Origin of the sequence: Streptomyces sp. NPDC053541 (genome assembly GCF_044544705.1) — a bacterium.
GTDB lineage: Bacteria > Actinomycetota > Actinomycetes > Streptomycetales > Streptomycetaceae > Streptomyces.
The window spans coordinates 107,065-129,667 of record NZ_JBITXM010000011.1 but is presented as its reverse complement, the minus strand read 5'-3'; the positions used below and the strand labels follow the sequence as shown (position 1 = coordinate 129,667).

Here is a 22,603-nt window from a genome sequence, read left to right as displayed (position 1 = left end):
TGACTAGCCGGCGTCTCCCCCGGCGGCCCCGGCGGCTCCCCCTTGCGCCGCCAGGCCCGCCAGATGGGCCGTCAGGACCCCCGTGCAGCCCTCCGTGGCGAGGAGTCCGGGGTGCAGGACGGCGTTGAGGCCGAGGCCGTCGACGAGGGAGGTCAGGCACTCGGTCTCGGTGTCCAGGTCGAGTCCGGGGCGCAGCGCGCCCGTGGCGGCCGGGCGACCGAGGATCCGGCGGACCAGCTCGCGCGCGCCCTCGGCGGTGCGGCGCGAGAGGTCGGCGAAGGCCGGGTCCGTCCGGGCGGCGGCACGGCGGCGGGGTCAGAGCCGTTCGGCGAACCAGTCGGCCGCCAGCCGCCCCACCTCCGCCAGTGCGCCCGGCTCCTCGAAGAGGTGGCCCGCGTCCGGGACCGTGACCAGGCGGTGCTCGCACCGCAGCTGCCGCGCGGCCTGCCGGTTGAGGTCGAGCACCAGGGGGTCGGCGCCGCCCACGATCAGCAGGGTCGGGGCGGTGACGGCGCCGAGGCGCTCCTCGGCCAGGTCGGGCCGGCCGCCCCGGGAGACCACGGCGGCCACGGTGCTGCCCGGCTCGGCGGCCGCCCACAGCGCGGCGGCCGCGCCGGTGCTGGCGCCGAAGTAGCCGGTGCGCAGGCCCGCCGCCTCCGGGCGGCCCGCCAGCCACGCGTCGGCCTGCCGCAGCCGTCCGGCGAGCAGCGGGGTGTCGAAGACGTTCGACCGGTCGACGGCCTCCTCCTCGGTCAGCAGGTCGAAGAGCAGGGTGCCGAGGCCGGCCCGGTGCAGCGTCTCGGCCACCGCCTGGTTGCGCGGACTGTGCCGGCTGCTGCCGCTGCCGTGCGCGAAGAGCACGATGCCGGTCGCGCCCTCGGGCACCGCGAGCCGGCCGCCGGTCTCCGTGCCGCCGAGCGGGATCCGCACCTCGGGATCGGCCACGGGGCCGCCGCGCCGCAGCCGCAGCGCGGCCACCACCTCCTCGTCGGGCGTCTGCCCGAAGTCGGTGTAGAACTGCCCGATGGCGTAGAAGTCCTCGGGCTCGCGCACGCAGTACGTCTCGTCCGCGACGCCCGCCAGGCCCTCGGCCCAGCCGCGCGGGGCCACCGGCACGGCGAGCACGATCCGGGCGGCGCCCCGGGCCCGTACCACCTGGCAGGCGGCCCGGGCGGTGGCGCCGGTCGCGAAGCCGTCGTCGACCACGACCGCGGTGCGCCCGCGGACGTCGACGGGCTCGCGGGCGCCCCGGTAGCGGCGGGTCCGTTCGGCGAGCACGGCCCGTTCGCGCCGCTCGGCCTCGGCGAGGTCGCCCTCGGAGGCGCCGGACTGCCGGAGGACGTGGTCGTTGACCACGCGCACGCCGTCCTCGCCGATCGCGCCCATGGCGACCTCGGGCTGGTAGGGCACGCCCAGCTTGCGGACCAGGCAGACGTCGAGCGGCGCGCCGAGCGCGTCGGCGACCTCGGCGGCCACGGGCACCCCGCCGCGCGGCAGCCCGAGCACCACCGCGTCCTTCGGCACGGTCCCGGCCAGGACCTCGGCCAGTTGTCGGCCCGCGTCGGTGCGGTCGGTGAAGTACATGTCCGCTCGCCTTCCTGCCCGTGTCCGCGCGCGGCCCGGCGGGCCGTCACGCGGGCGTGGCGGTCAGGGCCGGCGCGCCGGGGGTCCCGGCGGGCGCGGGGTCGATCCGCATCCCGTACGGGCGGCTGATCCGGCCGAGCACGTCGTGCAGCCACGCGAGGTCCCGCCCGCCGGCCCGCTCCAGGCGCAGCCGCCGGCTGCGCAGCGGCACCAGCCGCACCTCCGCCAGGCCGCCGTCCTCGTCGCGGACCGAGACCAGGTGGAGGAGCCGCAGGTCGTCGCGGTACTGCTGCTGTCCGGTGATGCCTTCGTAGTCGTTCACGAGGTCGCCGCAGCCGTGCAGGACGAGCCTGCCCCGGTACGCCTCCAGCGGCCGCGGGTGGTGCGAGGAGTGCCCGTGCACGATGTCGGCGCCCGCGTCGACCAGGGCGTGCCCGAACGCGACCTCGGCACGGGCCGGGGCCCAGCCCCAGTTGGAGCCCCAGTGGACCGACACGACCACCAGGTCGCCGGGCCGTCGGGCGGCGCGCAGCCGGGCGGTGAGCCGGGCCGCGGCCGGATCGTCCGGTCCCGAGGCGAAGTGGACGCCGCCGCGCCCGGCGGTCGCGGCCCAGTCACGGGGCACGCCGCTGGACGCGAGCCCGAGCGCGTACACCAGGAGCCGGCGCCCGCCGGGCAGCGGGACGACGGCGGGCCGCCGCGCCTCCTCGGCGTCCCGCCCCGCACCGGCGGTGCGCAGCCCGGCGGTGGCCAGCGCGTCGAGGGTGTCGAGGAGCCCGCGCCGGCCGTGGTCGAGGACGTGGTTGTTGGCGAGGACGACGACGTCGGGGCGGACGGCCGTCAGCGCCGGGAGGTTGGCCGGATCCATGTGGTAGTGCACGGCCTTGCCGGGACAGGGCGCGTCGTTCCTGGTCACCGCGGTCTCCAGGTTCACCACCCGGACCGCCGGCCCGACCGCGTCCAGGATGCCGAGGGCCTCTCCCCACGGATAGCGGGGGTCGGCCCCGCGGGGCACCGGCCCGGCGGCCGCCTCGGCGAGGGCGACGTAGTCCCGGGCGTCGTGGACGTACCGCTCGGGCAGGGCCGGATCGAGCGGATGGGGAAGGATCTGGTCGATTCCCCGGCCGAGCATCACATCGCCGCAGAGGAACAGACCGGTCAGTCCGCCGCCCATACCCCCAGGTTAGTCCGCCGGAGGCCGGGCCCGAGGGGTACAGGGAGCACGGGGGGACGGGGGGACAGGGAGGCGGTCTAGCGTCCGGCGAGGGCGGCGCGGCGGATGGTGGCGTCGACCAGGGCGAGGGCGTCCTCGGCCGTGCGGCCCGGGGCGCGGTTCCAGGGACCGATGAGCTGGTGCCAGCCGCGCGAGCGGAGCTCTTCGAGCATCCAGGCACCGGCCTCGTTCATGGTGGCGGAGCTGCCGAAGCCGAGCCGGTGGGCGGCGAGCATCGCGCCGCAGACGCAGCGCGCGCCGCGGGCGTCGCGGAGCCGGTACGGGGTGTTCTGCCAGCCCCATTCGGTCAGCACCCGCCGGGCGTGGGCGAGATGGACGGAGGGGCGCACGTCGGGGCGGCCGATCCGGCGCCAGACGTGCAGCCGGTCGGGCAGCATCGCGCCGAGCCGTCCGGGCAGCGGGCGTTCGGCGGGCGGGGGCGCGGGGAGGGCTTCGAGGGCCTCGGCGACGAGCCGGTCCACCGGGACGGACAGCAGCCGCCGCCAGTCGGCGTCCTCCTCCCGTACCGGCTGCGGCGCGGCGGTCCAGCGGGCCACCAGGTCCTGCCAGGCGGCGGTCTCGCGCAGGGCGGCGGCCTCCCGGTCGAGCGCGTCGACGGCGTCGAGGGCGCGGAGGGCGTCCGGGGAGGCCGGGGAGGCCGGGGAGGCCGGGCTTTCGGCGGTGGCCGGGGTGTCGGTGGTGGCGGCGGTCTCGGCGGTGGCGGTGCTGGGCATGGGGGCGACTCCACGAGCGATTCATACCGTTATCGGAATGAATGTCGGCTTCGCCCTGCTCGAACTTGAGTGCCCGCCCCCGGCCGCCGGTCGTGCGGTCGGCCGCGCGGTGCCATGGGCCTCGGCCCCGGCACCGCGCGGACCGGCTCACGCGGACAGCGCGGTGCCCGCGGCGCCGGTGGTGCCCGTGAGGTGCTCGGTGGTGAGGAGTTCGGCGAGCCGCTCGGGCGGCAGGAGGCCCTTCTCCAGGGTCAGTGCGGCGACCGAGCGGCCGGTGGCCAGCGCCTCCTGGGCGATGGCGGTGGCCGCCGTGTAGCCGAGGTGGGGGTTGAGCGCGGTGGCCAGGCCGATGGAGTTCTCCACGCTCGCCCGCAGGTGTTCGGTGTTGGCGGTGATGCCGCTGACGCAGCGCTCGGCGAGGGTCAGGCATGCGGCCCGCAGCGAGGTCAGGCTCTTCGACAGGGCGTGGAAGATCACCGGCTCGAAGGCGTTGAGCTGGAGCTGGCCGCCCTCGGCCGCCATGGTGATGGTCATGTCGTTGCCGATGACCTCGAAGGCCACCTGGTTGACCACCTCGGGGATGACCGGGTTGACCTTGCCGGGCATGATGCTCGACCCGGCCTGCACCGGCGGCAGGTTGATCTCGCCGAGCCCGGCGCGCGGGCCGGAGGACAGCAGCCGCAGGTCGTTGCAGGTCTTGGAGAGCTTGACGGCGATCCGCTTGAGGACGCCCGAGAGCTGGACGAAGGCCCCGCAGTCCTGGGTGGCCTCGACCAGGTTGGCCGAGGTGACCAGGGGCAGGTCCGTGATGCCGGCGAGGTGACGGCGGGCGGTCTCGGCGTAGCCGGGGGCGGCGTTGAGGCCGGTGCCGATGGCGGTGGCGCCCAGGTTGATCTCGTGGATCAGCTCGATCGCCTCGGCGAGCCGGCCGCGGTCCTCCTCCAGCATCACGGCGTAGGTGGAGAACTCCTGGCCCAGCGTCATCGGCACGGCGTCCTGGAGCTGGGTGCGCCCCATCTTGACGACCCCGCCGAACTCGACTGCCTTCGCGGCGAAGGCGTCCTGGAGCACGGCCATGGCGACCAGCAGCCGGCGTGCGGCGCCGATGGCGGCGATGCGGATCGCGGTCGGGTAGACGTCGTTGGTCGACTGCCCGAGGTTGACGTCCTCGTTGGGGTGCAGGACCTCGTAGGCGCCCTTGGGGTGGCCGAGCAGTTCGAGCGCCCGGTTGGCGACGACCTCGTTGGCGTTCATGTTGGTCGAGGTGCCGGCCCCGCCCTGGACGACGTCGACGACGAACTGGTCGTGCAGCGCGCCGCCGCGGATCTCCCGGCAGGCGGCGACGATCGCCGCGGCCTTGGCGGCGGGCAGCAGGCCCAGCTCCTCGTTGGCCAGCGCCGCGGCCTCCTTCACGGCGGCGAGGGCCTCGACCAGCTGCGGGTAGACGGAGATCGGGGTGCCGGTGATGGCGAAGTTCTCGGTGGCGCGCAGGGTGTGCACGCCCCAGTACGCCTCGGCGGGGACGTCCCGGTCGCCGAGCAGGTCGTGCTCGCGGCGGGTGGGGCGGGCGGCGGCGGTCGCGTCCGGTGCGGGCGCGGGTGCGGGGTTCACGGTGCCGGTTCCTCGGGTGGGTGCGGTGCGCGGAGGGGTGGGGAGGGAGGGGTGGGTGGTACGGGGTGGGGGGGGCGGGGGCCGCCGGAGGTGGCAGCGGCACGGGGCGGGAAGGGGCGCCTGGGCACGGGGGCACGCAGGGCACGGAGAGCGGCCCGCCCTGGACCCCGGCCCGGGGCGCACGGGGCGCGGGGCGCGGCAGGGCGCCCCCGGACGGGTCGGGCAGCGCCCCTCGGCGACGGTGTGCCCCGCCGTCAGTGCGTCACGGCGAGCGCGGGCTCCGCGCGGACCGGGCCTTCCAGGAGGGCGCGCAGCAGGTGGGTGCGGCGCTCGGGGCTGGAGGTGTCGGCGAGCAGGGCGGCGAGCAGCGCGATCCGGGCCTGGCCGGGGCGCAGCGTGCCGGCGAGGACGGCACCCGCGGCGGCCAGGTCGACGGCGCCGCCGCCGGTGTAGACCTCGGCGACGGTGCCGGAGGCGACCCGGGTGGAGAGGACGACGTGGACTCCCTGGTCCACGGCGCGTGCGACCGCCTGGGCGATCTCGGGCGTGGCGTTGCCGGCGCCGGTGCCGACGAGCACGATGCCGCGGGCGCCGGCGGCGACGGCGGCGTCGAAGAGGACGGGGTCGCCGTCCGAGTGGTGCATGACGATGTCCACGCGCGGGGCGGTGCCGGCCGGGAGGGGCGCGGGCAGCGGCAGGGCGGTGGGGCGCTCGGGCTCGCGCTCGATGTCGACCTGGCCGAAGCCGAGGCGGCCGACCCGGCGCCCGGAGGGGTCGGCGAAGGGGTCGGAGTCGAGCGTCTTGGTCTTCACGGTGCCGCGGGCGGCGTGCACGAGGCCGTCGAAGACGACGAGGACGCCGAGGCCGTGGACGGTGGCGGCGACCTGGAGGGCGTCGTAGAGGTTGCCGGGTCCGTCGCCGTCGCCGGTGCCGAAGGGGCGCTGGGCGCCGGTGAAGACGACCGGGCGGGGGTCGGAGTGGTGCAGGTCCAGGAAGAAGGCCGACTCCTCGAGGGTGTCGGTGCCGTGGGTGACGACGATGCCGTCGACGCCGGGGTCGGCCAGGGTCTCGTGGACGGCGCGCAGCAGGGCGAGCTGGCGGTCGGTGGTCATCCGGGAGCTGTTGACGTTGAAGAGGTCGAGGACCTCGACGTCGATGTTGTCCGGTACGGCGGCGGTGGCCACGACGTCGTCGCCGGAGGCGTCGGCGGCGTAGCCGCTGCCGGTCCAGCGGCTGGCTATGGTGCCGCCGGTGCTGATGACCACGATGCGGCGCGGCCGGGCGTCGCGCGTCCACTTCATGACGGTGCTGTCCTTCCCTGGGGTGTGCGCCGCAACGATAGGTCAGAGGGTGCGCAAGGCGATTGCCAATTCGGCCCGGAATCATGAACTCCGTGGTGGATAATTGCGCCATGGACCGAATCGATCTGCATATCTTGCGCGAGCTCCAGGCGGACGGCCGGCTGAGCAACCAGGAGCTGGCCCAGCGGGTGGGCCTGAGCCCCTCCCCCTGCCTGCGGCGGGTGCGCCAGCTGGAGCAGGACGGGGTGATCCGCGGATACCGGGCGATCATCGACCCGGAGGCGGTGGGGCGGGGCTTCGAGGTGCTGGTCTCGGTGGAGGTGAAGCGGGACCGGGAGACGGTCGAGGCCTTCGAGGAGGCCCTCCAGGACATCCCGGACGTGATCGAGGCGTACCGCCTCTTCGGCAGCCCGGGCTGCCTGCTGCGGATCGCGGTGGCCGACCTCTCGGCGTACGAGCGCCTGTGGATCGAGCGCCTGACCACGCTCGCCGGGGTCACCGAGGTGAACTCGCAGATCATCATGAAGCGGGTCAAGGAGCCGCGCGGGCTGCCGGTCGAGCGCTGAGCCGCGGCCGCCCGAGGGAGCGGAATCTCAACTTCCGCGCGGAGCAGGGCATTCCATGGGCGGGATCTGGTCATGTACGGTTCAACCGCGCGTGTGGTGAGCGACCCGTACCCGACGTTCTACGCGCGCAGAGTGGCCACCCGCACCGCCTTCCGCCCACCACCCCAGCCCCCACGGAGGTCTGACGGATGCCCGGACTCATGAGGTCCACCCGCCGCTTCGCCGCCCTGACGGCCTGCGGCGCGCTCGCCGCGGGCGCCGCCGCTCTCGGCTCCCCCGCGGTCGCCGCACCGGCCGCCGCTCCCGCCGTCGCCGGCACCACGGCGTCCGCCGCGGCGACCCCGCTGCGCGTGCTCTTCGACAACTCCAAGGCGGAGACCGCCGGAAACGCCGACTGGATCATCGGCACCGGCCAGCCCGACCCGCTCACCCAGAACCCCGCGCCCACCGCCGAGACCGACTGGACCGGCGCGATCTCCGCCTGGGGCGTGGCCCTCCAGCGGACCGGCCGCTACGCGCTCAAGACCCTGCCGTCCGGCGGCACCATCACCTACGGCACCGCCGCCGCGACCGACCTGCAGAACTTCGACACCTTCGTGCTGCCCGAGCCCAACGTCCGGCTCAGCGCGAGCGAGAAGACCGCGGTGATGCGCTTCGTCCAGAACGGCGGCGGCCTCTTCCTGGTCTCCGACCACACCGGCGCCGACCGCAACAACGACGGCTGGGACGCGGTCGAGATCATCAACGACCTCATGGCCGACAACGGCGTCGACAACACCGACCCGTTCGGCTTCACCGTGGACACCGGAACCGTCCAGACCGACAACCCGCGGGCCGTGTCCGACTCCACCGACCCGGTCCTCAACGGCGCCTTCGGCAAGGTCACCGGCAGCATCATCCGCAGCGGCACCACGATGACGCTCAAGCCCGCCGCCAACCCCTCCGTCAAGGGCCTCGTCTACCGCACCGGTTCCTCCGGCACCACCGGGGCCTTCTTCGCGACGAGCACCTTCGGCAGCGGCCGGGTCGCCGTGTGGGGCGACAGCTCCCCGGTCGACGACGGCACCGGCCAGTCGGGCAACACGCTGTACGACGGCTGGAACGACCCCGCCGGCACCAACGCGGCCCTCGCGCTCAACGCCACCGACTGGCTCTCCGGAGCCGGCGGCACCGGCGGCGGGGGCGGCGGCACCTGCGCGGCGGCCCAGCTGCTCGGCAACCCCGGCTTCGAGTCGGGCACCACGGTGTGGACCGCCTCCACCGGCGTCATCACCAACGACCCGGCCCGCCCGGCCCGTACCGGCAGCTACAAGGCCTGGCTCGGCGGCTACGGCTCCGCGCACACCGACACGCTGGCCCAGACCGTGACGATCCCGGCCGGCTGCACCACCGCCGCGCTGACCTTCCACACCCGGATCGACACCGCCGAGACCACGACGACCACGGCCTACGACAAGCTCAAGGTCGAGGTCCTGAACGGCTCCGGCACGGTCCTGGCCACCCTCGCCACGTACTCCAACCTCGACCGGTCGAGCGGCTACGTGCAGCGCTCCTTCAACCTCGCCGGCTACGCAGGCCAGACGGTCACGCTGCGGTTCACCGGCACCGAGGGCTCCCAGCTGCAGACCTCGTTCGTGATCGACGACACCTCGCTCACCGTGGGCTGACCCGCCCCGTCACCCCACCCCGCACCCCCGCGCCGCACGGACCCGTCCGTCCGTGCGGCGCGGGTCACTCCGCCGTGTCCGGGCGACGCCGACAGGCCGACACCGTCACGGCGACACCGCCACGACGACACCGTCACCCCGCCAGAAGGGACCCCCCCATGTCCGTCGCGCAGCGAGGCCGCTGGAAGACCTGGGCCGCGATATCCGCGGCCCTCGTCGGCCTCACCGTTCCGGCCCTCACCGCCACCCCGGCCGGCGCCACCACCGGCGCCTACGACAGCACGTACTACAAGAACGCGGTCGGCAAGACAGGCACCGGCCTCAAGTCCTCGCTGCACACCATCATCAGCGGCAACACCCGCAAGATCTCCTACGACGCGGTGTGGAACGCCCTGAAGACCACCGACCAGGACCCCGCCAACAGCGCCAACGTGCTGCTGCTCTACAGCGGCACCTCGCGCAGCAAGACGCTCAGCGGCGGCGACCTCGGCGACTGGAACCGCGAGCACGTGTGGGCGCAGTCGCACGGCGGCTTCGGCACCTCGGCCGGCCCCGGCACCGACCTGCACCACCTGCGCGCGGCCGACGTCCAGGTCAACAGCATCCGCGGCAACAAGGACTTCGACTACGGCGGCAGCGCGGTCAGCGGCGCCCCCGGCAGCTACACCGACAGCAACTCCTTCGAGCCGCGCGACGCCGACAAGGGCGACGTGGCCCGGATGGTGCTCTACATGGCCGTCCGCTACGAGGGCGACGACGGCTTCCCCGACCTGGAGGCCAACGACTCCACCACCAACGGCAGCGTGCCCTTCCTCGGCCGGATCTCGGTCCTCAAGCAGTGGAACGAGCAGGACCCGCCGAGCGCGTTCGAGGAGCGCCGCAACGACATCATCTTCAACACCTACCAGGGCAACCGCAATCCGTTCATCGACCACCCGGAGTGGGTCGAGGCAATCTGGTAGCCGGCCCCGGCCCGCGCCGGGGCGACCGGGACCGGACGGACGGGACGGGGGTGCGGCGTGGACGCCGAGTGCCGGGGCACGTACGGGAATCCACCCCCTCCCCCGTTCCCGCACCCGCACCCGTGCCCGCGCCCGCTTCCGCACCCCGACGCGGTGCGGGAGCGGCGCGGCCGGTTGTGCCGCCGGATCTCTGCGGGCGGGATCACCGTGGACGACATCCTGTGCGCCGAGGACCGCACCGGTTTCGCCGGGCCCGGCACGGCCTCGGCGTTCGCCGTGGTGCTCACCCGGTCGGGCGGCTACGTGCGCCGGATCGCGGGCGAGGAATTCTTCGCGGACGCCACCGGCGGCTATCTCACCCGGCCCGGTGACGTCCACCAGGTCGCCCATCCGGCCGGGCCCGGCGACCGGTCCTCGGAGTTCCGGGTCGGCGCCGCGCTGTTCGCCGACCGGTTCGACGGGCCGCCGCGCTCGCGGCGGCTCACCGTCACCGGCGCCACCGACGTGCGGCACCGGGAGCTGCTGGCGGCGGCCCGGCGCGGCACCGACGCCTTCGAACTGGCCGACCGGCTGCACCGCTTGCTGGACGGGGTCGCCGCGGACGCCGGACACTGGCGCGCCGACACCGGCGCCCGGCCCGCCACCGCCCGCGCCCACGCCCGGCTGGTCCGTGACACCTGCGCACTGCTCGCCGGCGGCCCGCAGGCACTGCGGCTGCCCCTGGAGGAGCTGGCCCGCGGGGTCGGGGCCTCGCCGCACCATCTGAGCCGGGTGTTCCGCGCGGTCACCGGCACCAGTCTCACCCGCTACCGCAACGAGCTGCGGGTCCGTGCCGTGCTGCACCGTCTGGAGGAGGGCGAGGAGAGCCTGCGCACCCTCGCGCACGCGTACGGCTTCGCCGACCAGGCGCATCTCACCCGCCTGTGCCGCAGCCGGACGGGGCAGCCGCCCGGCGCCCTGCGGGTCATGCTCCGCGACCGCGCATGAATGTCCAACGCGCGCGCGGGGTCCGGGGCGCACCATGGCGGCGGCCGGAGCACCGGCCGGTGCCGCGGACCGCCCGGAAGGCGCCCGCGGACATCCCGTCTTCCGAACGGGGGAACCCGACGATGACCCTGCTGAGCAGAGCCGGTACGGCGCTGGTGGCGATCCTGACGGCGGCGGCCTGCGCCGTCTCGGCGCCCGGCGCGGCCGGGGACACGAGCGGTGCCGGTGGAGCGGCGGCGACCGGCGCGCCCGCCCTGACCGGTCACCGGCCGTGCCCGGGGCAACCGGACGTCACCTGCGCCGATCTGACGGTGCCGCTGGACCGCGGCGGGGCCGTGCCCGGCACGCTGAAGCTGCGGACCGCGCTGTACGGGCCGGCCGACGCGCCCCGCGGCACGCTGCTCTTCCTCACCGGCGGGCCGGGCCAGCCCGGCGTGCCGTTCGTGGAGCGGATCCGCGCCCGGCTGCCGAAGGCCCTGGCCGCGTACCGCCTGGTGATGATCGACCAGCGCGGCACCGGCGGCACCGCCGTCGACTGCCCGGCGCTGCAGAAGGAGGTCGGCGGCAGCGACACGGTGCCGCCGAGCCCGGGCGCCGTCACCGCCTGCGCCGAGGCGCTCGGCCCGCGCCGCGGCCTCTACACCACCGCCGACACCGTCGCCGACCTGGAGGACCTGCGGCGCGCGCTCGGGGTGGCGTCCTGGACCCTCGACGGGGTGTCGTACGGCACCTTCACCGCCGGGCAGTACGCGCTGACGCACCCGGAGCGGGTGCGCCGGCTGGTGCTCGACTCGGTGGTGCCCCTGGACGGCGCGGGCGTGCTGTACGAGGCGGGCTTCGGGCGCTCGGCCGAGGTGCTGCGCACGGCCTGCCGCGAGCAGGGGTGCGGCTTCGACCCGGCGGCGGACCTGGCGAAGGTGGTGCGCCGGGACGGCAACGGGGTCGGGGTGTTCAACCTGCTGGTCCTGGCGAGCATCATCGACCCGAAGCTCGACGATCCGCGGTTCGGCATCCTGGCCGCGCTGCACGCCTCGGCGGGCGGCGACCGGACCCGGCTCGACGGGCTCGTGGCGGGCTTCGCCGAGTCCTCGGGCGAGCCGCCGGAGGAGTTCAGCGCCGGGCTGCACGCGGCCACGCTGTGCGCCGACTCGCGCTGGCCGTGGGGCGACTCCTCGGCGCCGGTCGAGGGCCGCGAGCGGGCGCTCCGGAAGGCGGTGGCCCGGATCCGGCCGGCCGACGTGTGGCCGTTCCTCCGCGAGACCGCCGCCGCCCAGGGCATTCCGCAGACCTGTCTCCCCTGGCCGTCCACCCGCCCCAACCGGCCCGCTCCCGGCCGCACCCTGACCATGCCGGTGCTGCTGCTCGCGGGCGACCGCGACCTGTCGACCCCGCTCGACTGGGCCAGGGCGGTCGCCGCCGCCACCCCGCGGGCGGAGCTCACGGTCGTCGGCCTTGTTCTCCCGAAGCTGCCGCGAAGTGACAAGTAGCTCTCTGTAGTGGATCAGGAGTGAGCTTGTCAGCCGCTTCGATCTTCTGACCTTCCCGAAGGCCGCGCTCGGCCAGGTTGGTCGTGTCATGACACGACGACCGGAGGGCGCCAGGGTGCGGCAGGAGTGGGAGCCGGAGGACCTGATCGAGGTCTGGACGCTGCTGGAGGATGACCAGGAGCGGCTGCGGAACAAGTCGGGGGCGAACCGGTTGGGGTTCGCGCTGTTGCTGAAGTTCTTCGAGGTGGAGGCCCGGTTCCCGGAGGACGCCGAGGAGGTCCCGGTGCCGGTGGTGTCGTACGTCGCCCTGCAGGTGAAGGTGGCGGCGGAGGAGTGGGCCGCGTACGACTGGTCGGGGCGGGCGATCAAGCGGCACCGGATGGAGATCCGGGGCGCGTTCGGCTTCCGTGAGTGCACCGAGGAGGACCAGGCCCAGCTTGCCGAGTGGCTGGCGGTCGAGCTGTGCGGGGTGGAGCTGAACCGGGACCGGTTGGCGGAGGCGGTGGTGGCCCGCTGCCGCAAGGGCCGGCTGGAGCCGCCGACGCCGGGGCGTATCGCCCGGCTGGTGGGCTCGGCGATCAGCACCTTCGAGGAACGGTTCTGCGCGGCCACCGTGGGGCGGCTGTCGGCGGCGACCCGCTCGCGGCTGGACGATCTGATCGCCGAGGACGCCGGCGCGGACGTGGAGAGCGCGGGCGGTGGGGGCACCTTCTTCACCGAGCTGAAGGCGGACCCGGGCGCGCTGGGGCTGGACAGCTTGCTGGCGGAGGTGAACAAGCTTCAGCGGGTGCGGGCGCTGGAGTTGCCGCCGGAGCTGTTCGCGGACGTGTCGGAGAAGCTGGTGGCGGCCTGGCGGGCGCGGGCGGCGAAGGAATACCCCTCGGACATGCGGGCGGCGGCCGGGCCGGTGCGGTACACGCTGTTGGCGGCGCTGTGCTACGTGCGCCAGACGGAGATCACCGACTCGCTGGTGGAGCTGTTCATCCAGCTCGTGCAGAAGATCAACACGCGGGCGGAGAAGAAGGTCGAGGGCGAGTTCAACAAGGAGCTCAAGCGGGTCCGCGGCAAGGAGGGCATCCTGCTGCGGCTGGCGGAGGCTGCCGTGGCGGAGCCGGGCGGCACGGTCCGCAAGGTGATTTATCCGGTGGCCGGGGAGTCCACCCTGAAAGCGCTGGCGGCGGCGGCCGCGGCGAACGAGGCCCGTTACCGGGCCCGGGTGCGCACGGTGCTGCGCTCGTCGTACTCCAACCACTGGCGGCGGATGCTCTCGCCGCTGCTGAACGCGCTGGAGCTGAAGTGCAACAACACCGCCTACCGGCCGGTGATGGACGCCATCGACTTGCTCAAGCGGTATCTGGACCAGCCCATCGCCAAGGAGGGAGCGTTCTTCGACGAGGCGGAGAAGATCCCGCTGGCCGGGGTGGTGCGCGAGGAGTGGCGCAAGGCGGTCGTGGATGAGCGGGGCCGGGTAGAGCGCATCCCGTACGAGCTGTGCGTGCTGGTGTCATTGCGGGACGCGCTGCGGCGGCGGGAGATCTGGGTGCCGGGGGCGGCCCGGTGGCAGAACCCGGAGGACGACCTGCCGCCGGACTTCGAGGACAACCGCGATGTGCACTACGACGCGATCCGCCAGCCGCAGGACCCGGAGAAGTTCATCGAGGCCCTCGATCAGCGGTTGCGGGATGCGCTGACCCGCTTCGACACCGCACTGGAGCTGGGCACCACGGGCGGAGTGGAGATCGTGCGCCGGCACGGTGAGCCGTGGATCAGGGTTCCGAAGCTGGGCAAGCAGGAGGAGCCGGAGAACCTCGTCGCGCTGAAGGCGGAGATCGAACGCCGCTGGGGCACTATCGACCTGATCGACGTCCTCAAGGAGGCCGAGTTCGCCACCGGTTTCACCGGCGAATTCACCTCGGTCGCCACCAGGGAGGCGGTCCCGAAGGCGGTGCTGCGGCGCCGGTTGCTGCTGGTGCTGTTCGCGCTGGGGACGAACATGGGCATCAAGCGGGTCGCGGTCACCGGCAAGCACGGCGAGAGCGAGGCCGTCCTGCGCCGGGTGCGGCACCTGTTCGTCAACCGGACCAACCTGCGCGCGGCTCTGGTGCGGCTGGTCAACGCCACCTTCGTCGCCCGGGATGCGGCGTGGTGGGGCGAGGGCACCGCCTGCGCGAGCGACTCGAAGAAGTTCGGCTCCTGGTCCAGCAACTTCATGACCGAGTGGCACCAGCGCTACCGCGGCCCCGGGGTGATGATCTACTGGCACGTAGAGAAGAAGTCGCTGTGCGTCTACAGCCAGCTCAAGTCCTGCTCGGCCTCCGAGGTCGCCGCGATGATCGAGGGGGTGCTGCGGCACTGCACGGACGTGGAGATCGACCGGCAGTACACCGACACGCACGGCGCCTCCATCGTCGGGTTCGCCTTCGCCCACATGCTCGGCTTCAACCTGCTCCCGCGGTTGAAGAACGTCGGCTCGGCCAGGTTGTACCGGCCGGCGGCCGGGGAGGACGAGAAGTGGCCGCACCTGGCGCCGGTGCTGTCGACCAAGACGATCGACTGGGACCTGATCCGCCGGCAGTACGACCAGATCGTGAAGTACACCACCGCCCTGCGCCTGGGCACCACCGAGGCCGAGCAGGTGCTGCGCCGCTTCACCCGCGGCGGACCCAAGCACCCCACCTACAGGGCGATCGAAGAACTGGGCCGGGCGGTGCGTACGGCGTTCATCTGTGACTACCTCGCCGACGCCGAGCTGCGCCGGGAGATCAACGACGGGCTCCAGGTCGTGGAGAACTGGAACAGCGCCAACCGCGACCTGTTCTACGGCAAGGACGGCGACCTGACCGGCTCGGACAAGGAGTCCCAGGAGGTGTCCATGCTCGCCCTGCACCTGCTCCAGTCCGCGTTGGTGCACGTCAACACACTGCTCCTCCAGGACATCCTGGGCGAGGAGAAGTGGCAGAAGCGGCTCTCCGACGCCGACCGGCGGGCCTTGTCACCGCTGTTCTGGACTCATGTGAACCCCTACGGCCGGTTCGAGCTGGACATGAATTCCCACCTCGACCTCACTGCCGCGACGTCTTTGGTTCCCGGGCCCCGTGCCGTGTCCGATACGCGGGTTCCCGGACTGGCGATGCAGGGTGCGGCCGGGTCGGCATCCTGACGGTCCGTACTCCCGGCGTTGTCCAGGGAGCGATTAGATCGTTCTTTAGGGTGAGGCGCTGGGTCCGGGGCCAGCAGTTTCTTGCGCCACCGCGGAAAGCACAGGGAAGGGTGGTCCCTCGGAGTCACTGCCCGTGACTCCGAGGGACCACCCTTGCTCGACTCGGCGGTCACCACTGCCGCAGTGCGGTCAGGAGGCGCCGTCTGCGTCATCCCGCGCGGCTCGGCCGCGCGAGTTGTTCCGGCATCCGCGGGACCCAAAAACGTCAGACCTGCATGACCGCTTCGAAGACCGTGACGCGGTTGTCGTCGGAGAGCGAGTGGGTGGGGTCGGCGTGCGCGGCGCGGAATGCCTCCGACGAGGTGTAGGCGGTGAACGCGGCGTCGTCCTCGAAGTCGAGGACGGCCAGATAGCCGTGTGCGCCCCTGCGGGGACGCAGCAGCCGTGCGTTGCGCAGCCCCGGCACGTCGGTAAGGGTGGCGCGCATGCTGGCGGTGAAGTGGTCCTCGAACGCGTCCTGGGCGGGCGCGGCGACGGTGAACTCGGTGACGGCGGTGATCATTCCTGTCTTCTCTCGGTTGTTGACGTGATGTCGGTGGCTGTCCCGCCCGGCCGAGGCCCGCACGGCGATGGCGATGATGTGCACCGCGTGTCCGAACGAGTCCCTCTGCGGGGTGCGGTTACAGGGCCGGGGTCGGGGCCGCGGCCGGCTGAGGGAGCCTGCCTGTGCGGCGGGCCCAGATGTCGAACGCGACAGTCATGAACGGGGGTACGGCGGCCAGCAGGGCGAAGATCGTGGTCCGGCCCAGCCGCCACTTCAGCCGGATCGCGACCAGGACGGTCAGGAACACGTAGACGATGAAGGCGGCGCCGTGGAGGGTGCCGAAGATCCGCACGCCGAGTTCGGTGGTTTCGGGAATGTACTTGAGGTACATCCCGACCAGCAGACCCGCCCACGTGCACGCTTCGATGACCGCGATCCAGGTGAACGCGCGCAGCAGACGGCTGGAGCCGGTCTCGGCAGCCCGTGCGGCCGGCACGTCGGCGGAAGGCGGTTCGGAGGTGGGCGTGGAAGGCGTCTGCGGGGTGCCTGGGCGTGCGGGCCACAGGGCGCGGTCGCCGAGCATGCGGACGATGGCGGGGACCAGGAGAGGGCGGATGAGGAAGGTGTCCAGCAGGATGCCGAAGGCCATGGCGAAACCGAACTGGAACAGTTCGCGGATCGGCTGGGTCATCAGGACGGCGAAGGTCGCCGCGAGGATGAGGCCCGCGGAGGAGACGACGCCGCCGGTGCGTGTCAGGGCGGCGGTGATCGCCTTCGCCGGGGGCTGGGTGCGCAGTTCCTGCTTGAACCGGCTCATGATGAAGATGTTGTAGTCGACGCCGAGCGCGACGAGGAAGACAAAGATGTACGCGGTGACGCGGTTGCCGATGCCGTCGTCACCGAGGACGGTCACGGTGAAGAAGGTGGTGGCGCCCAGGGTGGCCAGGAACGACAGGATCAGGGTCGCGACCAGGTAGAGCGGGGCAAGGAGCGAGCGGAGCAGCAGGACGAGCACCGCGGTGACGATGGCCAGGACCAGGAGCACGATGAAGGTCGTGTCGCGGTCGAGGGCGGAGCGGATGTCGGCGTTCTGCGCGGTCTCGCCGCCGATGAGCACCGTGGCGTCCTGCACTCCGGTGGCCTGGGCTGCGGATTGCGTGGCCTGCTTGAGGGGACCGATCGCATCGAGTGCCTTGGAGCTGTAGGGGTCGAGGTCGAGGACGACCTCGTAGAAGACGGTCTTGCCGTCCTTGCCCATGCGGGGGTCTGCGACACGGCTGACGTGATCGGCATCGGTGAGCGCGGTGGCGATGTCGGCGGGTGCGGGGCTGGAGCGCAGGTTGTCCTGGGCATGGACGACGACGGTACTGGGGGCGATCTCGCCGGGCCCGAATTCCTCCTGGATGAGGTGCTGCCCGTGCTCCGACTCGGTGGCGGCGCGGAAGCCGCTGAGGGTGTTGAAGCTCTCCTGGTAGCCGAGCAGTCCCGCGCTCAGTACCACGAGGAGTGCGATCACGGCCGAGGCCACCTTGACGGGGGCCCGTGCGACCAGGGCGGCGATGCGGTGCCAGATGCCTGCGCCGCGACTGCGTTCGGCGGCCTTGTCCATGCCCCCGGGCCAGAAGACGCCCCTGCCCAGCAGGAGGACCAGGGCGGGGATGAAGGTGAACGCCACCAGCGCCATGACGGCCACGCCCAGGGCGAGGTACGGTCCGAAGCCGTGAAGTGCCGGGGAAACGGCCACGAGCAGGGCGAACATGGCGAGCACGATGGTTGAGGCGCTGGCGAGGACGGACTCGGCAGTGCGGCGCACGGCGGTCTGCATCGCGCGGGCGCGGTCCGGCTCGTCGAGGAGGGTCTCGCGGTAGCGGGCGGTGATGATCAGCGCGTAGTCCGTGCCCACCCCGAACAGCAGCACGGTCATGATCGAGGCGGTCTGGGAGCTGACCGTGATGACTCCGGCGTCCGCGAGAATCGCGCCGAGGGTCTCCGCCACGCGCATAGCCACGCCCACGGCAAGAAGCGGTACGAGCGCCATCAGGGGCGAGCGGTAGATGGCCAGCAAGATGATCAGGACGAGCACGATGGTGGCCAGTAGCAGGACTTTGTCACCGCCGCTGAAGACCTTCACGGTGTCGGTGGCGATCCCGGCGGGGCCGGTCACTGCGACGTCGACGGGCCCGGCCCGGTCGGAGGCGAGGTCACGCACCGCGTCGACCGCGTTCTGGAAGGACTCGTCCGAGGGGCTTCCCTTCATGGGCACGATGATCAGCTGGGCACCGCGGTCCTGCGAGACCAGCTCGGCTACGGCGTCGGGAGCGGTCACCGTGGAGACCACGCTCACGACATGGTCGGGTCGGCTGGTTCCGGAAAGGGCCGAGGTGATGGCGGCGACCGCCTGTGTGGCGCTCGCCGCGGCGTCGGTGCCCTTGCCGCGGACCACGATGATTGCCGGCGTCGCGTCCTGGCCCGGAAGCTGGGCGCGGACGAGATCACGTGCCTTCATCGAGTCCGAGGCGGCGGGCGGCAGGTTGGCGGACGCGTTGTCCTCGACGGATTCCAGGGTCGGGGCGACCCCGGCGAGGAGGCCCGCGATCAGGACCCAGAAGGCCACCACCACGGCGGCGCGTTTCTTCGATCCCAGGAGACATCGGAGCAGAGCGGGGGAGTTCATCGGTTGCATCGGGCAGCCTTCGGCAGGAAGCACGGACAGAACTTAGCGACAGGGTGTCTCTAAGTTCTGTCAAGCTAACACGCTCTCTCAGCCTCTCGGGGGTGGGGGTAGGTTGGCGGGAGACGGCACAGTGTCCGAGGTGAAGCGGAGAAAATGCCCAAGATTGAAGCTGGCAGTGTCCGGGAGCACCGGGCCCAGCGGCTCGCGCGGCTGATCGATGCGGCCGAGGGGCTACTGGAAGAGGGCGGCGTCGAAGCCCTCACAGCCGGAGCGGTTGCCGCGCGAGCCGGGATCGCCCGCAACAGCATCTACCGCTACTTCAACTCCATCGACGACCTGCTCGAACTCGTCGTCACCCGCGAATTCCCCGCCTGGATCGACGCAGTGGAGCAGGCCATCGCGAGCGAGACCACGCCCGCCGCCCAGGCTGCCGCCTACGTCAGGGCCAACCTCGAACAGGCAGCTCGCGGCACCCACGGCTGGCGGGCCGCGCTCTCGCGCGGCTCGCTCTCTCCCTCGGCGCGGGAGCGGGTGAGGAGTCTGCACGTCTCGCTACATGAGGCGCTCGCCCGGGTCGTGCGCGAACTGGGTCAGCCACAGCCCGAGCTGACCGTGGCGGTGGTCCAGGCAGTTGTCGATGCATGCATCCGCAGAATCGACCAGGGCGACGATCTGACGACCGTGTCCGACTTCGCGGAGGGAGCGACGCGTCGACTGCTCGCGGACGACGACTCGCCGCAGCACCCGTGACGCACCCCGCCCGGGCGGCTCGCAGACCCGTCGATAGCGAAGCCCTGGCAGAACGAGCCCGATCTTGAGCCGTTCCGGACCGTGACGCAGACCGCTGGCGGCTCACATGCGAGCTAAAGCCATGGGCTGCACGCACTGACCCGCTCGCACAAACGGTCCTTTGCGCGAGCATGATCAGAAACGGGCTGCCGGACCTCCGCCGAAGCCGGATTCGTTCGCAGAACCCGTTCTCACTCAAAAGCGGGACAGGCCCCCTTCTGAGACTTGCATTGTGCGAAAATCCGGGCCCATGACGGACCCTCAGCAGCTTTCCCCAACCGGCCGGTCGGACGCCGACGACGTCGAACAGCACACCTGTCCGAAGTGTGACGCGCAGCCCGGCTCACCCTGCCGCTCGCGCGGCGGCGCGGTCGCCTCCGCCTACCACACCCGCCGCTTCACGAAGGTGCCCCGACTCGCGAAGCTGCTGCGGGTACCGACCCCGGCCGACCGCGGCCCGGGCCGGCCGTGGCGGCCGGGCACCCCGCCGCCGGAGCCGATCGATCCGGACCTGCCGAGCGCCGACATCCGCATCGGGTACGCGCGGTGCTCGACGCTCGGGCAGGAACTCGACTCCCAGCTCGACGCGCTCAGTAAGCACGGCATCCCGAGGGACAAGATCTTCAGCGAGAAGATCAGCACCCGCGTCCGCGTACGGCCGAAGTTCGAGGAGGCCCTGCGGACCGCGCGGGAGGTCAAGGCGCACGCCCCGCACTGCCGGGTCATCTTCACCGTGTACGAGATGAAGCGGCTCGGCCGCGACGCCGCCGAACTCACCGCGCTCGCCGACCACCTCACCGCCCACGGCCTGGTCCTGGAGATGCTCGCCGGGCCCCTGCCCGGCATCTACGACCCCACCGGCCCCGGCAAGCTGCTGTTCGCGTTCTTCGCGGCGATGGCGGAGACCGAGCGGGAGAACATCCGCGAGTCGACGCTGGAAGGACTCGACACTGCGGCCCGCAAGGGCAAGCACGGCGGCCGGCCGCCGGTCATCACCGACGACATGCTCCACACCGTCCTGCGACGCCGGGCGAACGGCGAGTCCGTGGAGCAGATCCAGCCCGACCTGTTCATCCCCACCGGCAAGCGCAAGGGCCAGAACCCCTCCGCCGCCAGCATCTACCGGGCGCTCGCAGAGCACGCGAAGCGCGAGGCGTACCCGGAAGCCATCGAGGCCGCGCACGCCGCCCTCGAGGCCGGCGAGGCCCCCGAACCCCGCATCGCTCTCCCTGACCGAGCGTCACTCTGATCACAGAGAGCTACATGTCACTTCACGGCAGCTTCGGGAGAACAGGGCCTCGTCGAGGGCTCGGGGCACTCCACCCAGAGCAGGGGCAACGGGGCCGCCGCGGCGGAGGCCTTCCTGCTCCGGTAGTCGCCGTCCGCCGCCCCGCTCACGCGTTCGGCCCCGCCGCGATGGCCCGGCGGGGCCGAACGGCGCAGGGTGGGAGGGCCGTCCCCGCCTTCGAGGAGCCCGCCGATGGACGCGTCCGCGTACCGCTACGACGACCTGAACGCGTTGTTCGTCAACTGCACGCTCAAGCGTTCCCCCGAGGTGAGCAACACGGAGGGGCTCATCGAGCGCAGCCGGGAGGTGATGACGGCGCAGGGCGTGACCACCTCGCTGGTGCGTGCGGTGGACCACGACATCGCGACCGGGGTGTGGCCCGACATGAGGGAGCACGGGTGGGAGACGGACGCCTGGCCGGGGCTGTACGAGCGGGTGATGGCCGCGGACATCCTGGTGCTGTGCGGCCCGATCTGGCTGGGTGACAACAGCTCGGTGATGAAGCAGGTGATCGAGCGGCTCTACTCCTGCTCGGCGCTCCTCAACGACCGGGGGCAGTACGCGTACTACGGCCGGGTCGGCGGCTGTCTGATCACGGGCAACGAGGACGGGGTCAAGCACTGCGCGATGAACGTCCTCTACAGCCTCCAGCACCTCGGCTACAGCATCCCGCCGCAGGCGGACGCCGGCTGGATCGGCGAGGCGGGCCCGGGGCCCTCGTACCTGGATCCGGGTTCGGGCGGTCCGGAGAACGACTTCACCAACCGGAACACGTCCTTCATGGCGTGGAACCTGATGCACCTGGCGGCGCTGATCAAGCGCTCGGGCGGCATCCCGGCCCACGGCAACCAGCGCACGACCTGGGACGCGGGCTGCCGCCCGGACTTCGCGAACCCCGAGCACCGCTGACCCGCCCCCACCGCCCGGTCACGCGCCGTCGCCGCCCTTCCGGTCCATGTCCCGGCGGTCCTTGTCGCTCCACGCGCTGGTGTCGCGGGGCTCGACGTAGGGCTCCTCGTCCGCGGGACGGCCGCCGGCGATCGCGCGCTCGCGGGACAGTTCGGCGTCGAACTCGAGGCCCAGCAGCATCGCGAGGTTGGTGATCCACAGCCAGATCAGGAAGATGATGACGCCGGCCAGGGTGCCGTAGGTCTTGTTGTACGAGCCGAAGTTCGCCACGTACAGCGCGAAGCCCGCCGAGGCGGCCATCCAGATCGCCAGGGCCAGGAAGCTGCCCGGTGTGATCCACCGGAAGCCGCGGCCCCTGGCGTTCGGAGCCGCCCAGTACAGGATCGTGATCATCAGGGCGACCAGCACCACCAGGAGCGGCCACTTGGCGATCGACCACACGGTCAGCGCGGTGTCACCGATCCCCAGTGCCGTGCCCGCCCGGGTGGCCAGCGTGCCGGTGAAGACCACGATCAGCGCGCTGACGCAGGCGAGGACCATCAGGACGAGGGTCAGCAGGACCCGCAGGGGCGTGACCTTCCACACCGAGCGGCCCTCGGGGATGTCGTAGACGGCGTTGGCGGCGCGGATGAACGCGGCCACGTACCCCGACGCCGACCACAGCGCGAGGAGCAGACCGACGATCGCCATCACGGATCCCGTGCCGCCGCCGCCCTGCAACTGGGTGACCGCGTCGGTGACGACATCGCGCACCGATCCGGGCGTGAGCTTCGTCAGGTTGTCCAGGACGCTCCGCGTCGCCGACTTCCCCGCGATGCCCAGGATCGAGACCAGCACCAGCAGCGCGGGGAACAGGGCCAGGATCCCGTAGTACGTGAGCGCCGCGGCCCGGTCGGTGAGCTCGTCGTCCTTGAACTCCGCCACCGTCCGCTTCAGCGCCTGCCACCAGGACCTCCTCGGCAGGTCGGTGGGCCCGCCGGGGAGCGGCGGTGCCCCCGGGCCGGTGCCCGAGGCGGAGTCGGGGGCCGGCCGGTCCGGCCGGCCGTGCCGGCGCCCTTGGTCGTGCCCGTCGCGCCCCTGATGCCGTGTCCGTGTCATGCCGTGCGGGTAACCGCGTCGCGCGGAGT

At 72.6% G+C, this 22,603-nt stretch carries 17 protein-coding genes and 1 pseudogene; 9 read left to right on the top strand and 9 right to left on the bottom strand.

Annotated features, from left to right (window positions below):
• Positions 1 to 3 precede the first annotated feature (3 nt).
• From ACIGW2_RS27250 to ACIGW2_RS27225, 6 genes and pseudogenes are all read right to left on the bottom strand, one after another.
• Positions 4 to 291 (bottom strand): annotated as a pseudogene (locus ACIGW2_RS27250) (TetR family transcriptional regulator C-terminal domain-containing protein); the annotation flags it as partial.
• Positions 292 to 315: 24 nt separating this feature from the next.
• Positions 316 to 1,584: a phosphoribosyltransferase family protein gene (locus tag ACIGW2_RS27245; RefSeq protein WP_391655433.1), complete on the bottom strand. Its 1,269-nt coding sequence runs from the start codon at positions 1,582 to 1,584 to the stop codon at positions 316 to 318.
• A gap of 46 nt (positions 1,585 to 1,630) precedes the next feature.
• Positions 1,631 to 2,758: a CapA family protein gene (locus tag ACIGW2_RS27240; RefSeq protein WP_399846628.1), complete on the bottom strand. Its 1,128-nt coding sequence runs from the start codon at positions 2,756 to 2,758 to the stop codon at positions 1,631 to 1,633.
• A 77-nt stretch (positions 2,759 to 2,835) separates the two neighbouring features.
• Positions 2,836 to 3,531, bottom strand: coding sequence for a hypothetical protein (locus ACIGW2_RS27235; protein ID WP_391655431.1), 696 nt, complete (start codon positions 3,529 to 3,531; stop codon positions 2,836 to 2,838).
• A 147-nt stretch (positions 3,532 to 3,678) separates the two neighbouring features.
• Positions 3,679 to 5,142 (bottom strand): aspartate ammonia-lyase, encoded by a 1,464-nt coding sequence (locus tag ACIGW2_RS27230; RefSeq protein WP_399846626.1) that lies wholly within the window; start codon positions 5,140 to 5,142, stop codon positions 3,679 to 3,681.
• A gap of 254 nt (positions 5,143 to 5,396) precedes the next feature.
• A complete protein-coding gene (locus ACIGW2_RS27225; RefSeq protein ID WP_391655429.1) occupies positions 5,397 to 6,443 on the bottom strand; it encodes an asparaginase in 1,047 nt (348 codons plus the stop codon).
• Between the two features lie 110 nt (positions 6,444 to 6,553).
• Here ACIGW2_RS27225 and ACIGW2_RS27220 point away from each other — a divergent pair, with 110 nt between their 5' ends.
• From ACIGW2_RS27220 to ACIGW2_RS27195, 6 genes are all read left to right on the top strand, one after another.
• Positions 6,554 to 7,009 carry an Lrp/AsnC family transcriptional regulator gene (locus ACIGW2_RS27220; protein ID WP_356075635.1) on the top strand — a complete coding sequence of 152 codons (456 nt, stop codon included), beginning with the start codon at positions 6,554 to 6,556 and terminating at the stop codon, positions 7,007 to 7,009.
• Positions 7,010 to 7,197: 188 nt separating this feature from the next.
• On the top strand, positions 7,198 to 8,676 hold the full coding sequence (locus tag ACIGW2_RS27215; protein ID WP_391655428.1) for a hydrolase: 1,479 nt from the start codon (positions 7,198 to 7,200) through the stop codon (positions 8,674 to 8,676).
• 158 nt (positions 8,677 to 8,834) lie between these two features.
• Complete coding sequence (locus tag ACIGW2_RS27210) at positions 8,835 to 9,638, top strand: endonuclease (protein ID WP_361581923.1); 804 nt, start codon at positions 8,835 to 8,837, stop codon at positions 9,636 to 9,638.
• A gap of 207 nt (positions 9,639 to 9,845) precedes the next feature.
• Complete coding sequence (locus tag ACIGW2_RS27205; protein ID WP_391655427.1) at positions 9,846 to 10,625, top strand: helix-turn-helix domain-containing protein; 780 nt, start codon at positions 9,846 to 9,848, stop codon at positions 10,623 to 10,625.
• A gap of 122 nt (positions 10,626 to 10,747) precedes the next feature.
• A complete protein-coding gene (locus ACIGW2_RS27200; RefSeq protein ID WP_399846624.1) occupies positions 10,748 to 12,112 on the top strand; it encodes an alpha/beta fold hydrolase in 1,365 nt (454 codons plus the stop codon).
• 88 nt (positions 12,113 to 12,200) lie between these two features.
• Positions 12,201 to 15,272, top strand: a complete 3,072-nt coding sequence (locus tag ACIGW2_RS27195) for a Tn3 family transposase (protein ID WP_399846622.1) — start codon at positions 12,201 to 12,203, stop codon at positions 15,270 to 15,272.
• Positions 15,273 to 15,537: 265 nt separating this feature from the next.
• Here the strand turns inward: ACIGW2_RS27195 and ACIGW2_RS27190 are convergent, their stop codons facing one another.
• Positions 15,538 to 15,834, bottom strand: a complete 297-nt coding sequence (locus ACIGW2_RS27190) for an antibiotic biosynthesis monooxygenase family protein (RefSeq protein WP_391655424.1) — start codon at positions 15,832 to 15,834, stop codon at positions 15,538 to 15,540.
• Positions 15,835 to 15,952: 118 nt separating this feature from the next.
• On the bottom strand, positions 15,953 to 18,490 hold the full coding sequence (locus ACIGW2_RS27185; RefSeq protein ID WP_399846621.1) for an MMPL family transporter: 2,538 nt from the start codon (positions 18,488 to 18,490) through the stop codon (positions 15,953 to 15,955).
• Positions 18,491 to 18,643: 153 nt separating this feature from the next.
• On the opposite strand from ACIGW2_RS27185, the gene ACIGW2_RS27180 reads away from it, so the two are divergent.
• From ACIGW2_RS27180 to ACIGW2_RS27170, 3 genes are all read left to right on the top strand, one after another.
• Positions 18,644 to 19,240: a TetR/AcrR family transcriptional regulator gene (locus ACIGW2_RS27180; RefSeq protein ID WP_391655422.1), complete on the top strand. Its 597-nt coding sequence runs from the start codon at positions 18,644 to 18,646 to the stop codon at positions 19,238 to 19,240.
• 289 nt (positions 19,241 to 19,529) lie between these two features.
• Positions 19,530 to 20,528 carry a recombinase family protein gene (locus tag ACIGW2_RS27175; protein ID WP_391655421.1) on the top strand — a complete coding sequence of 333 codons (999 nt, stop codon included), beginning with the start codon at positions 19,530 to 19,532 and terminating at the stop codon, positions 20,526 to 20,528.
• Between the two features lie 231 nt (positions 20,529 to 20,759).
• Entirely contained in the window at positions 20,760 to 21,476 is a 717-nt protein-coding gene (locus ACIGW2_RS27170; RefSeq protein ID WP_391655420.1) for a flavodoxin family protein, read from the top strand.
• An 18-nt stretch (positions 21,477 to 21,494) separates the two neighbouring features.
• Here ACIGW2_RS27170 and ACIGW2_RS27165 read toward each other — a convergent pair whose 3' ends face one another.
• Positions 21,495 to 22,574 (bottom strand): YihY/virulence factor BrkB family protein, encoded by a 1,080-nt coding sequence (locus ACIGW2_RS27165; RefSeq protein ID WP_391655419.1) that lies wholly within the window; start codon positions 22,572 to 22,574, stop codon positions 21,495 to 21,497.
• Positions 22,575 to 22,603: the final 29 nt, after the last annotated feature.

Coding starts and splice junctions, on each gene's coding strand:
- ACIGW2_RS27180 (WP_391655422.1), top strand. CDS start 18,644: ATGCCCAAGATTGAAGCTGGCAGTGTCCGGGAGCACCGGGCCCAGCGG.
- ACIGW2_RS27185 (WP_399846621.1), bottom strand. CDS start 18,490: ATGAACTCCCCCGCTCTGCTCCGATGTCTCCTGGGATCGAAGAAACGC.
- ACIGW2_RS27200 (WP_399846624.1), top strand. CDS start 10,748: ATGACCCTGCTGAGCAGAGCCGGTACGGCGCTGGTGGCGATCCTGACG.
- ACIGW2_RS27215 (WP_391655428.1), top strand. CDS start 7,198: ATGCCCGGACTCATGAGGTCCACCCGCCGCTTCGCCGCCCTGACGGCC.
- ACIGW2_RS27220 (WP_356075635.1), top strand. CDS start 6,554: ATGGACCGAATCGATCTGCATATCTTGCGCGAGCTCCAGGCGGACGGC.
- ACIGW2_RS27190 (WP_391655424.1), bottom strand. CDS start 15,834: ATGATCACCGCCGTCACCGAGTTCACCGTCGCCGCGCCCGCCCAGGAC.
- ACIGW2_RS27175 (WP_391655421.1), top strand. CDS start 19,530: ATGACGGACCCTCAGCAGCTTTCCCCAACCGGCCGGTCGGACGCCGAC.
- ACIGW2_RS27165 (WP_391655419.1), bottom strand. CDS start 22,574: ATGACACGGACACGGCATCAGGGGCGCGACGGGCACGACCAAGGGCGC.
- ACIGW2_RS27170 (WP_391655420.1), top strand. CDS start 20,760: ATGGACGCGTCCGCGTACCGCTACGACGACCTGAACGCGTTGTTCGTC.
- ACIGW2_RS27245 (WP_391655433.1), bottom strand. CDS start 1,584: ATGTACTTCACCGACCGCACCGACGCGGGCCGACAACTGGCCGAGGTC.
- ACIGW2_RS27210 (WP_361581923.1), top strand. CDS start 8,835: ATGTCCGTCGCGCAGCGAGGCCGCTGGAAGACCTGGGCCGCGATATCC.
- ACIGW2_RS27195 (WP_399846622.1), top strand. CDS start 12,201: ATGACACGACGACCGGAGGGCGCCAGGGTGCGGCAGGAGTGGGAGCCG.
- ACIGW2_RS27240 (WP_399846628.1), bottom strand. CDS start 2,758: ATGGGCGGCGGACTGACCGGTCTGTTCCTCTGCGGCGATGTGATGCTC.
- ACIGW2_RS27235 (WP_391655431.1), bottom strand. CDS start 3,531: ATGCCCAGCACCGCCACCGCCGAGACCGCCGCCACCACCGACACCCCG.
- ACIGW2_RS27225 (WP_391655429.1), bottom strand. CDS start 6,443: ATGAAGTGGACGCGCGACGCCCGGCCGCGCCGCATCGTGGTCATCAGC.